Genomic DNA, 10,971 nt, shown 5'->3' on the forward strand with positions numbered 1-10,971 from the left:
CAAAAAAAGAGGCCCTGCGGCCCCCGTCATTCCGAAATCTTATATTCCTTCAGCTTGGCGTCGATCGACTTGAAGATGTCCAAGATCGTTCGATAGTTCGAACCGAGATCGCCCAGCGAGCCGCGCGAAGCCGAGTAAATGTCGATCGCCGACTTCAGCGGATTCAGCGAGAATACCGTGAGGGTAATGTCCTGAACCCGGCCCGTTACCGTACGCTTCTCGAGCACGATTTCCCCGACATTCTTTACTTCGTGAAGCAACTTGTACCCGGGTTTCTTCTTCAAGATGGAGATGACCTCGTCCCACAGCTTATCGCGCGACAGCTTATAATACCTGGTCTTCAGCTCCGGCCGAGTCGCCTTCTCTCCCGTCGTCTCGTGACTGCGAATCAGTCCGATGAGCGTCCTCTTCAACAATCCCCGTTCCCCCTTGATTCACCGCTTCCGGTCTGCCGACTGCTGTAATCATCTTACCACTCTTGTCAAGAGACGGCAAACCGAATTCTGGAAAACGATGGTCAACCCTCGGCAATGCGCCGCGCGGCTATCGGCAAAAAATATGTTTGCCGATTCGCTTAATTTGCGGACGGCTCCAAATCCATTTGGACGTAGCCGTCACAGGGTTGAAATAGTACATCGCTTCGCCGGTAGGATCCCACCCGTTCAGCGCGTCCCGAACCGCCTTGAACGCCGTCTCGTTCGGCTCAAGCCAGATTTGACCGTCGTCCACCGCAGTGAACGCCCCAGGCTGGAACACGACACCTGCCACCGTATTCGGGAACGCCGGGTTGGCGATCCGGTTCAAGACGACCGCCGCGACGGCCACTTGTCCTTCGTACGGCTCGCCGCGAGCTTCGCCGTGCACCGTACGCGCAAGTATCATGATATCCTCCTCGCTGTACCCCCAAGAAGCCCGCGCCGGCACCGCCGCCGTACGCGCCGGGCTTCCGCCGCGCACGTACTCCGACAAATAAGAAGAATTCCAACCCTTCGTCGCGTTCCCGAGCATAAGTTTCGTCTGCGGCCCGACGCGGCCGTCCGGGTCAAGCCCGAATTCCCGTTGGAAGCCGATCACCGCCCGGCGCGTCCCAGGCCCGAAGCTGCCATCGATCGTCCCCCCATAGAAGCCTAGGTAGCGAAGCCGAGACTGCAGCTCCGCGACGTCGTCCCCCTCCGCGCCGACCTCCATCACCCAGTACCATTCGGAAAACGATTTCGTCGTCGCGGGCGCCGCAGCCGCGGCCGCACATCCGACAGCCGCGCTCACCGCGAGCTTCAACCAAAAAAGGCGGCCTCTCGGCCGCCGCAAGCGTTCGTACATTGTCATGCTAGGTTCGCCTCCGGAGACTCGTTTTGCGCGTAATCGCTCTGCGCGGCTCGTCTCCTTAGTATGTAATCCGCCCTAGAAACGTATACATGTTTTCGGGCACAAAAAAACCCGCCTATGCCGTAGGAAACTTGTTTCGAAACCTGCCTTGGCAGGTGGGTGTCCGCAGCGCGCTTTTGACGTCCCTTCGCGAGGGCATGCCAGCCACGACGACCATGTAAGACTCCCGGGAAACAATCATTGGTTCAAAACAAATATTCCGTTACGTACATCGCAGGTTGTTTTGTTGTAGTTTTATTATATCCGGAACGAAGGGGAAAGTAAACGGAACTTCCCGGAAGCCGCGGGGAGCGTTCCCTTCGGAGACTATTTCCGGTCCGACGTCCCGGCGTCGCCTTCGTTCGCGGCCGCCTCCGCGGCGGCGGCTTCCTCGGCCCGCTTCGCCTCGAGCTCTTCCTGCTTCGTCATAATTTTGCGGAACCCGTTATGGAAATGCCAGAACGTGACCGCGGCGATCAAGCTTCCCGTGAAGAAGGGGAGCAGGAAGGTGAACTGCGTAATGCTGACGTAAAGCACGAACGCGTTGGAGACGCCGATGAGCAGCGTCCGAATCGGCTGCCCGATCGTGATCAGGAGCGCGTTCTTAAGTAATTGAAGCGTCTTCATGTGCAAATGCACGACGATGCAGAAGAAGTTGAACATCGCGAGGAAGCCCATCACCGTCAGCGCGATAAACAAATACGCGAGGAGCCCCGCATATCCGGTCTGAGCCGCGTAAAACCGGAAGTTAAAGAACAAGACCGCGAGCAGCACCATAAAGAACAGGCCGCCGAGCATGCTTTGCAAATAATTTTCCTTGTAGGATCGGAAGAACGTCTTCAATAGCGGCACGTCCCCGTCGCCGGTCACCCATTTGCGGGCGAGCGCGAACATCGCCGACGTCGATGGGAACAACGTGAAAGGGGATAAGACGGCGATCGCCAGCAAGAACGCTTGCACCTGCGCTTCGTTCTCCGCCACGAATAAATTCAAAACGAAGAAAAACACCGGAAACGCCGTTACGATCCATAGCACGTTCGTCACCGACAAGCGCATGATCCATTCCGAGATGCGATAAAATCCGCCCATCAGCCCGCGAAATTCCACTGTAGCAACCTCTCCTGCCCAAAACGTATTTCTTCTATAATACACTTCGATGGGCGCGAAGACAAAGGGGAACGCCGGAAACCGATGCCGGAATTCGCGGCCGCGCGAAAAACCGCCCCGGAAAGCCGGAGCGGTTCGTCGTATATTTGCAGGTTTACTCTTCCGAGCCGCCTTCGTCGCGGGAACGCGTGCCCGCGCCGACCGGACGCGGACGGCTGCCGTAGTTCGGGCGATCGCCGTAGCCGCCGTTGCCGCCGTTCCGGCTGCTGCCGTAGCCGCCGCGATCCCCGCCGCCGCCGTAGCCGCCGCCGGAGCGTTCCCCGCCGGACCGCTCGCCGTACCGGCGCTCGCCGCCGCCGCTGCGTCCGCCGTAGCCGCCGCTGCTGCGTCCGCCGCCGCCGTAGCCGCCGCCGCCGGTTCGCCCGCCGTAGCCGCCGCCCCCGCCGACGCGGCGTCCGGAGCCGCGGATGTCCGGCTTGCGCTTCTTCGCGCGAATCGGGTCCTCCGGCGTCAGCGCGACTTCGACGTCCTTCTTCTCGCCGCCGGTAAGCAGCTTCATCGCCGCGGCGATCAGGTGGACGCTGTCGAATTGCTCGAGCATCTGAATCGCGGTGCCCTTGAACTCGTTGAAGTCTTCGTTCTGAACGATTTCGAGAATGCGTTCCGCCACGATCTTCTGCTTGCCTTCGATCGCCTCGGCGATCGTCGGTACGTTCCGCTTCGGAATTTTGTGGCGCGTGACTTTCTCGATGAAGTGCAAGTGATCGATCTCTCGCGGCGTCACGAACGACCACGCCGTGCCTTCCTTGCCCGCGCGTCCCGTCCGGCCGATCCGGTGCACGTACGACTCTGGATCCTGCGGCAGGTCGAAGTTAATGACGTGCGTCACGCCGGAGACGTCGAGGCCGCGCGCCGCGACGTCCGTCGCCACGAGCACGTCGATGCTGCCGTCGCGGAATTTCCGCATGACCGCATCGCGCATGTTCTGCGACAGGTCGCCGTGCAGACCGTCCGCGGAATAGCCGCGCTTTTGCAGCGCTTCGGACAATTCGTCGACGCGGCGCTTCGTCCGCCCGAAGATGATGGCGAGCTCCGGCGACTCCATGTCGAGCAAGCGGCAGAGCGCGTCGAATTTGCCGCGCTCGTGCACTTCGATGTACGACTGTTCGATAAGCGGCGCGCTCACTTGCTTCGGCACGACGGAGACGTGCTCCGGGTTTTTCAGGAACTGCTGCGCGAGGCGCTGAATGTTCGGCGGCATCGTCGCCGAGAACAGCATCGTCTGGCGCTCGTCCGGGACCGAAGTCAGAATCGCTTGGATATCTTCGAGGAAGCCCATATCGAGCATCTCGTCGGCCTCGTCCAGAACGACGAAGCGAACGTCGTCGAGCTTCAGCGTCTTCCGATTAATATGATCCTGCAGACGTCCCGGCGTACCGATGACGATGTGAGGCCCCGGACGCTTCTTCAGCGCCCGAATTTGCCGGCCGATGTCTTGGCCGCCGTAGATCGGCAGCGTGTTTATGCCTTTAAAACGCGCAAGCTTGCCGATCTCGTCGGCGACTTGGATCGCGAGCTCCCGCGTCGGACACATGATGAGTGCGGCGACCTTCTCCTCGGACGGATCGATCGACTGAATGAGCGGGATGGCGAACGCCGCCGTCTTCCCCGTGCCCGTCTGCGCTTGGCCGATCAAATCCCTGCCTTCGAGGGCGATCGGGATCGCCTTCTCCTGGATCGGGGTCGATTCCTCGAATCCCATCTCCGTAATGGCTCGGAGGACCTTCGCCTCTAAACCGAACTCTGTGAATGTTTTCAAATCCGCTTCAAACTCCTTTAATAATATGGTCTTCACGCAACGATACTCTTAAGCCGCTTCAGACCAGACGCCGCAGGTTGTTCTCCCTCGAGCCGAATTACCAAAAGTCGGGCACACTACCCGAAAAAAAAGCATTTTCCCTGTGGAAAATACTAGCGCACTTAAGAATATTGCACCTATTATAGCACATGAAAACTTTTCATTTCCAGTTTGACGGAAACGCGTTCGTTTCATACTACAATCAGAGGTGACAAACAAGTGACGAAACGTATGGCAATCGCTCGGGAATGGCTGTCGACCGCGCTCGGGGCGGCGCTGATCGCGGCGGGCTTCAACGGATTTCTGATTCCCCACCAGCTGCTCAGCGGCGGCGTGTCCGGCATTTCGATGCTGGTCGGCTACTTGATGCAGTGGAATATTGGGTGGCTTTATTTTGTGTTAAACCTCCCCCTTTTTATTTGGGGTTGGTTCGGCATCGGCAAAAAATTCGTCACGTTGAGCTTTCTGTCCGTCGTCGCGACGGCGGTGGCCTTGCAGCTCATTCCCGAGGCGAGATTCAACGAGGATCCTACGGTAGCCGCCGTATTCGGCGGCGTGCTCGTCGGGCTCGGGACGGGGCTGTCGTTCCGTTCCGGAGGCTCGACGGGCGGCTTCGATATCGTCGGCTCCATCTTGTTGCGCAAACGCGACTTTCCGCTCGGGGGCTTCTTGTTCGCCCTGAACGGCGTCGTCATCATCGTCTTAGGTGTATTGGAGCGCGATTGGGATTTAGCATTATATTCGATGATCTCCATCTTTGTCACCGGCAAAGTCATCGACGTCGTCCATACCCGCCACGTCAAGATTACCGCGTTCATCGTCACGACGAAGAAGGACGATATGCTGAAGCGGCTGCTGTCCACGCCGCGCGGCGTGACGGTCGTCGAGGCGCAAGGCGGGTTTTCGCTAGCGAAAAAACATATGCTCATGACCGTAACGACGCGGTATGAGCTTCAGGGACTGCTTCGCGCGGTTCGGGAGGTCGACCCGCACGCGTTCGTAAACATGGTCGAAACCGTCGGCGTGATGGGCTTGTTCCGCAGAGAATAGGGCGAATCCGAATGATAGGCGCCGGAAGCGATATATCATTCGGCAATTTTATGCGGTTTCTCAGGAAAAATGTCGATGCATGTCCTTGTAAATGAGGAAATGTATAGTATAATAACCACTGTATAATTCCTGCAGGAGGTGCAGCCGCGTCCGCGTGTGCCGCATATTTTCCTACATATTCGCGAAACCTTCTTGATGCATGCAGCTTTCCTTTCCGCCACGGCAACAAGCAATCTGTTTACATATTTCTAAAACACGGGGGTAACACAAGATGAAAAAATGGCTTTCGATGACCATGATCTTTACGCTCGCGGCGACCGTGCTCGCCGCATGCGGCGGCGGCAACGCCGAAACGCCGGCCGACGAGACGCCGGCCGCGGAAACGCCCGCGGCGGAGACGCCTGCGGCAGAAACGCCCGCGGCCGAAGCGCCTGCCGGCGACATCAAGATCGGCATGGTAACGGATTTCGGCGGCGTCAACGACAACTCCTTCAACCAGAGCGCTTGGGAAGGCCTTCAAGCGTTCGGCGAGAAGTCGGGCGTCGAGGTCGGCTACCTGCAGTCGGCGCAAGATTCCGATTACATCCCGAACCTGAACCAGTACGTGCAAGAGGGCTGGAACCTGGTGTGGGGCATCGGCTTCCTGCTCCAGGACGCGATGCTCGAAGTCGCCAAGCAAAACCCTGACGCGAAGTTCGCGATTATCGACGGCGTCGTAGACGCCCCGAACGTCGCTTCCGTTACGTTCAAGGAGCATGAAGGCGCGTTCCTCGTCGGCGTCGTCGCGGGCCTCATGACGGAATCCAACAAAATCGGCTTCGTCGGCGGCATCGACATTCCGGTCATTCAACGCTTCGAAGCCGGCTTCCGCGCGGGTATCGCCGCGGTCAACCCGGACGCCGAAGTCATCGAAAACTACACGGGCTCTTTCGCGGATGCCGGCCAAGGCAAAGCGGCGGCGGCGACGATGTACAATCAAGGCGCGGACATTATTTTCCACGCGGCAGGCGCGACGGGCGACGGCGTCTTCAACGAGGCGCAGGAGCAGAAGAAGAGCGGCAAGAACGTATGGGTCATCGGCGTCGATAAAGACCAATCGATTACCTTCGGCAACGAAATTACGCTGACGTCGATGATGAAGCGCGTCGACCAAGCGATGATGACGGTCTCCCAGTCGCTCGTCGACGGAACGTTCGCGCCGGGCGTCGTGAACCTCGGCATCGCCGAGAACGGCGTCGGCCTCCCCGAGAACAACCCGAACGTGCCGGCCGACGTGCTGGCGAAGGTACAAGAGTTCTCGGACAAAATCAAGTCCGGCGAAATCGTCGTTCCGGAGCAGCATCAGGACTAAGGTCCGCGGAGCATTTTCCATAAGTAAGATCGAACGGAAAGGCTAGTTTGCGCTAGCCTTTTTGTTTGTTACAATGGCTTCAACGATTCCGGTTCGTGTCTAGGGGTGAACACGCATGGCTCAAACGCCGAATCCCGTCGTCGAGATGGTCGGCATTACGAAGCGCTTTCCCGGCATCGTCGCCAACGACGATATCCATCTTCGCGTGGAGAAGGGGACCATTCATGCGCTTCTCGGCGAGAATGGCGCCGGCAAGTCGACGCTCATGAACATCTTGTTCGGCTTGTATCAGCCCGACGAGGGCGAAATTCGCATCAACGGCAAGCCCGTTTCCATTACGAATCCGAACGTCGCGGGCGAGCTCGGCATCGGCATGGTGCACCAGCACTTCATGCTCGTGCACAATTTCACCGTCACCGAAAACATCATGCTCGGCGCGGAGACGACGAAGGCCGGCGTGCACTTGGATCAGCGGAAGGCGGCCGAGCAGGTGCGGGAGCTTTCCGCCCGCTACGGTCTCGCCGTCGATCCCGAGGCGCTCGTCGAAGACATCTCGGTCGGGCAGCAGCAGCGGGTAGAAATTTTGAAGACGCTGTACCGGGGCGCAGACATTTTGATTTTCGACGAGCCGACGGCCGTGCTGACGCCGCAGGAGATCGCGGAGCTTCTCTCGATTATGAAATCGCTCGTCGCCGCGGGCAAGACGATCATTCTGATTACGCATAAGCTGAAGGAGATCATGCAGGTGTGCGACGCCGTGACGATTATTCGCCGCGGCAAGGTCGTCGATTCGCTGCCGGTCGCCGGAAGCCATCCGGACGAGCTGGCGGCGAAGATGGTCGGCCGCGAGGTAAACTTCGCGGTGGAGAAGCAGGCGACGTCGTTCTCCGAGACGCTGCTCGAGGTGCGCGGCGTCACGAGCGTCGACGCGCGGGGCGTGAAGACGCTCGACGGCCTCAGCTTCGAGCTGCGCGCCGGGGAAATATTCGGCATCGCGGGCGTCGACGGCAACGGGCAGAAGGAGCTCGTCGAAGTGCTGACGGGACTCGCGGCGCCTGCCGCCGGCGAGGTGCTCCTCAAGGGCCGCTCGATCGCGGGCGCGACGCCTCGCGCGATCGCCGAAGCGGGCGTCGGCTACATTCCGGAGGACCGCCATAAGCGAGGCCTCGTGCTCGATTTCGACATCGGCGAAAATATGGCGCTCAAGGACTATTACGCGCCCAAGTATTCGAAGTCCGGCCTGCTTCAATTCGGCCGCATCTACGAGAAGGCTCGAGAGCTCATCCGCCAATTCGACGTGCGGACGCCCGACGAGCGGACGAAGGCGCGCGCGCTGTCCGGCGGCAATCAGCAGAAGGTGATTATCGCCCGCGAGGTCGACGCCAATCCGGACGTGCTGATCGCCGCGCAGCCGACCCGAGGGCTCGACGTCGGCGCCATCGAATTTATTCATCGGCGACTCGTGGAGCAGCGGGACCAAGGCAAAGCGGTGCTGCTCATATCGCTGGAGCTCGACGAAATTTTAGCGTTGTCGGATCGCATCGGCGTCATCTACGAAGGCCGCTTGGTGGGCATCGTCGATCCGTCGAAGACGGACGAGAAGCAGCTCGGCCTCATGATGGCCGGCGCGAACGCGAAGGGGGCGGAAACCGTATGAATGGAGCGAACGATCGAAAGCTGGACGCCTTCTTGCTCCCCTTGCTGGCGATTCTGATCGGGCTGACGCTCGGCGCCGTCGTCATGCTGCTCGGCGGATACGATCCGATCGCCGCGTATCAGGCGCTGCTTAACAAGGCGTTCGGGAGCATGTACAACTTCGGCGAGACGATCCGGCAAATTACGCCGTTGATCCTGACCGGTCTCGCCGTCGCCTTCGCGTTCCGTACCGGCTTGTTCAATATCGGCGCCGAAGGCCAATTTCTCGTCGGCTCCCTCGCGTCGCTGTACGTCGGCATCGAGTGGACGTTCTTGCCTCCGGTCGCGCACGCGGCGGCGGCCGTCGCGGCCGGGGCGCTCGCCGGCGCGTTCTGGGGCGCGCTCGTCGGGTACGCCAAAGCGAAGCGCGGCGTGCACGAGGTCATTACGTCGATCATGCTGAACTGGATCGCGTTGTTTTTCGTCAATTATATGGTACGGACGTTCTTCCTGCCGTCGGGACAGCAGCGCTCCGTCCCCGTCGCCGAGTCGGCGTTCCTCAACATCCCGTTCGTTACGGAGCTGTTCAATAACGCCCGGCTGAATTTCGGCTTCGTCATCGCGCTCGTCGCCGCCGTGTTTTTCCATTATTATTTATTCCGCACGAAGGGCGGCTTCGAGCTGCGCGCCGTCGGCTTCAATCGCCATGCGGCGCAGTACGCCGGCATGAACGTGAACGGCGGCATCGTCCGGGCGATGGCGATCAGCGGCGCGTTCGCCGGCATCGCCGGCGCGACGGAGGTGCTCGGCGTGTTCCATTACCAATCCGTCCTGACCGTCTCCCCGGGCTACGGCTTCCAAGGCATCGCCGTCGCGATGATCGGCGGCGCGGCCGCGTTCGGCACCGTGCTCGGAGCCGTGCTCATGGGCATATTGACGTTCGGCGCGGCCGGCATGCAGTTCGGCGCGAAGGTGCCGCCCGAGCTCGTTAGCATTATTATCGCGTTAATCATCTTCTTCCTCGCGGCGAGCGGCATTATTAAGCCGTTGACGCGGTGGACCCATACCCGGAAAGCACGGAAGGAGGCGGAAAAGGCATGAGCGGTCTCGACATCGGCAGCGACTTGATTCACATCACGTTCGTCTACGCGACGGCGCTCATGTTCGGCGCGCTCGGCGGCCTATGGTCGGAGCGGTCCGGGGTCATCAACATCGCCATCGAGGGCATGATGACGATCGGCGCGTTCACCGCCGCGGTCGTGACGTACTTTTCCGGCTCCCCCTGGGTCGGCTTCCTCGCGGCGGCGATCGGAGGCGCCGTATTCGCCCTGCTGCACGCGGTCGCCTCGGTCACGTACAAAGCCGATCAAACGATCAGCGGCGTCGCGCTGAACTTCCTTGCGCTCGGGCTCGGGCTGTACCTGACGAAGCTCATCTTCGCCGGGCAAGGCCAATCGCCGAACCTGACGAGCACCGCGGGCGGGCTCATGCTGTCGAAGACGCAGGTCCCCGTCCTGTCGGATCTGCCGTTCCTCGGCCACGCCTTCTTCGAGGCGTATCCGACGACCTACCTCGCGCTCGCGTTGATGCTGGTCACCTGGTACATCTTGTTCCGGACGCCGTGGGGCCTGCGCATACGCGCGGTCGGCGAGCATCCGAAGGCCGCCGATACGGCCGGCGTCAACGTCTATCTCGTGCGGTACTTGTCGGTCATCGCAAGCGGCGCCTTCGCGGCGATGGGCGGCGCGACGCTCGTGCTGACGACGACCGCCAGCTTCTCGCATTCGACGGTCGCCGGGCAAGGCTTTATCGCGCTGGCCGCGTTAATTTTCGGCAAATGGCATCCGTTCGGCGCGGTCGCGGCCGCGTTCTTCTTCGGCATCGTGACGTCGGTCAAATTTTTGCTCCCGTACATCGGCCTCGGCCACGTCCCGCTGGACGTCATCTCGATGCTGCCGTACGTGCTGACGCTGATCGTGCTCGTCTCGTTCGTCGGCCGCGCGACGGCGCCGCTCGCCTCCGGCTTGCCGTACGAGAAGGGCTCCCGCTAACGGCGCTTTCCGGCGCCGCCCGCTGCCGGCTTTCGTCCACGCCCAGAATGTGTAACACTCCCGCCCGCATACCGCGCCGCCCTCGGTGGAACATTGAAGGTATGTCGGACATCCTAAAGGGAGATGCATACAATGGGTAAATTTCTATTAAAAGCTTTGCTGAACGGCGTCATCGTCGTCCCGCTGCTGCTTTGGTTCGGTACAGTGACGTTCTGGGAGGCCGTCGCGGCGGCCGTCGTGCTCAGCGTGATCGCGTACTTCTTGGGCGACCGCGTCATCCTGCCGGCCACCAACAACCTGACGGCGACGATCGCGGACTTCGGGCTGACGTTCGTGTACGTTTGGGCGGTGGGGTCGTTCCTGTTCTGGAACGTATCGCTCGGCGAGACGTTCTGGATCGCCCTCGGCGTCGCGGCCGTGGAGCTGCTGTTCCATACGATGCTGCCGCAGGGCGACAACCGCCGCCGCAAGGCGTCGGCGTAAAGCACGCAAAATCCGCGTTACCGAAAAAAAGAAGCTGCCGCTTGACGCGGACAGCTTCTTTTTCATGCTCT

At 60.5% G+C, this 10,971-nt stretch carries 10 protein-coding genes and 1 other RNA gene; 6 read left to right on the forward strand and 5 right to left on the reverse strand.

Features of this window, described 5'->3' with window-relative positions; translation table 11 throughout:
- Positions 1–26: 26 nt before the first annotated feature.
- From VEZ38_RS08945 to VEZ38_RS08965, 5 genes are all read right to left on the reverse strand, one after another.
- Positions 27–416 carry a DUF1499 domain-containing protein gene (locus VEZ38_RS08945; RefSeq protein WP_324893004.1) on the reverse strand — a complete coding sequence of 130 codons (390 nt, stop codon included), beginning with the start codon at positions 414–416 and terminating at the stop codon, positions 27–29.
- Positions 417–543: 127 nt separating this feature from the next.
- The gene (sleB, locus tag VEZ38_RS08950) at positions 544–1,326 is read right to left on the reverse strand and encodes a spore cortex-lytic enzyme (protein WP_324893005.1); all 783 of its coding nucleotides are present in this window, start codon (positions 1,324–1,326) and stop codon (positions 544–546) included.
- Positions 1,327–1,430: 104 nt separating this feature from the next.
- Positions 1,431–1,609: non-coding RNA, 6S RNA (gene ssrS, locus VEZ38_RS08955), on the reverse strand.
- Between the two features lie 83 nt (positions 1,610–1,692).
- On the reverse strand, positions 1,693–2,472 hold the full coding sequence (locus VEZ38_RS08960; RefSeq protein WP_324893006.1) for a YesL family protein: 780 nt from the start codon (positions 2,470–2,472) through the stop codon (positions 1,693–1,695).
- Positions 2,473–2,626: 154 nt separating this feature from the next.
- Positions 2,627–4,291 (reverse strand): DEAD/DEAH box helicase, encoded by a 1,665-nt coding sequence (locus VEZ38_RS08965; RefSeq protein WP_324893007.1) that lies wholly within the window; start codon positions 4,289–4,291, stop codon positions 2,627–2,629.
- A 270-nt stretch (positions 4,292–4,561) separates the two neighbouring features.
- On the opposite strand from VEZ38_RS08965, the gene VEZ38_RS08970 reads away from it, so the two are divergent.
- The 6 genes from VEZ38_RS08970 to VEZ38_RS08995 all read left to right on the forward strand — a co-directional run bounded on the left by VEZ38_RS08970 (position 4,562) and on the right by VEZ38_RS08995 (position 10,900).
- The gene (locus tag VEZ38_RS08970; protein WP_324893013.1) at positions 4,562–5,380 is read left to right on the forward strand and encodes a YitT family protein; all 819 of its coding nucleotides are present in this window, start codon (positions 4,562–4,564) and stop codon (positions 5,378–5,380) included.
- 271 nt (positions 5,381–5,651) lie between these two features.
- Positions 5,652–6,731, forward strand: a complete 1,080-nt coding sequence (locus VEZ38_RS08975) for a BMP family ABC transporter substrate-binding protein (RefSeq protein WP_324893008.1) — start codon at positions 5,652–5,654, stop codon at positions 6,729–6,731.
- A 115-nt stretch (positions 6,732–6,846) separates the two neighbouring features.
- A complete protein-coding gene (locus tag VEZ38_RS08980; protein WP_324893009.1) occupies positions 6,847–8,388 on the forward strand; it encodes an ABC transporter ATP-binding protein in 1,542 nt (513 codons plus the stop codon).
- The gene (locus VEZ38_RS08985; RefSeq protein ID WP_324893010.1) at positions 8,385–9,467 is read left to right on the forward strand and encodes an ABC transporter permease; all 1,083 of its coding nucleotides are present in this window, start codon (positions 8,385–8,387) and stop codon (positions 9,465–9,467) included. The genes VEZ38_RS08980 and VEZ38_RS08985 overlap by 4 nt, the downstream gene beginning before the upstream one ends.
- Positions 9,464–10,417, forward strand: coding sequence for an ABC transporter permease (locus VEZ38_RS08990; RefSeq protein WP_324893011.1), 954 nt, complete (start codon positions 9,464–9,466; stop codon positions 10,415–10,417). The genes VEZ38_RS08985 and VEZ38_RS08990 overlap by 4 nt, the downstream gene beginning before the upstream one ends.
- A 132-nt stretch (positions 10,418–10,549) precedes the next feature.
- The gene (locus VEZ38_RS08995; protein WP_324893012.1) at positions 10,550–10,900 is read left to right on the forward strand and encodes a DUF2512 family protein; all 351 of its coding nucleotides are present in this window, start codon (positions 10,550–10,552) and stop codon (positions 10,898–10,900) included.
- Positions 10,901–10,971: the final 71 nt, after the last annotated feature.

This window comes from Paenibacillus sp. (assembly GCF_035645235.1).
Classification (GTDB): Bacteria; Bacillota; Bacilli; order Paenibacillales; family YIM-B00363; genus Paenibacillus_AE.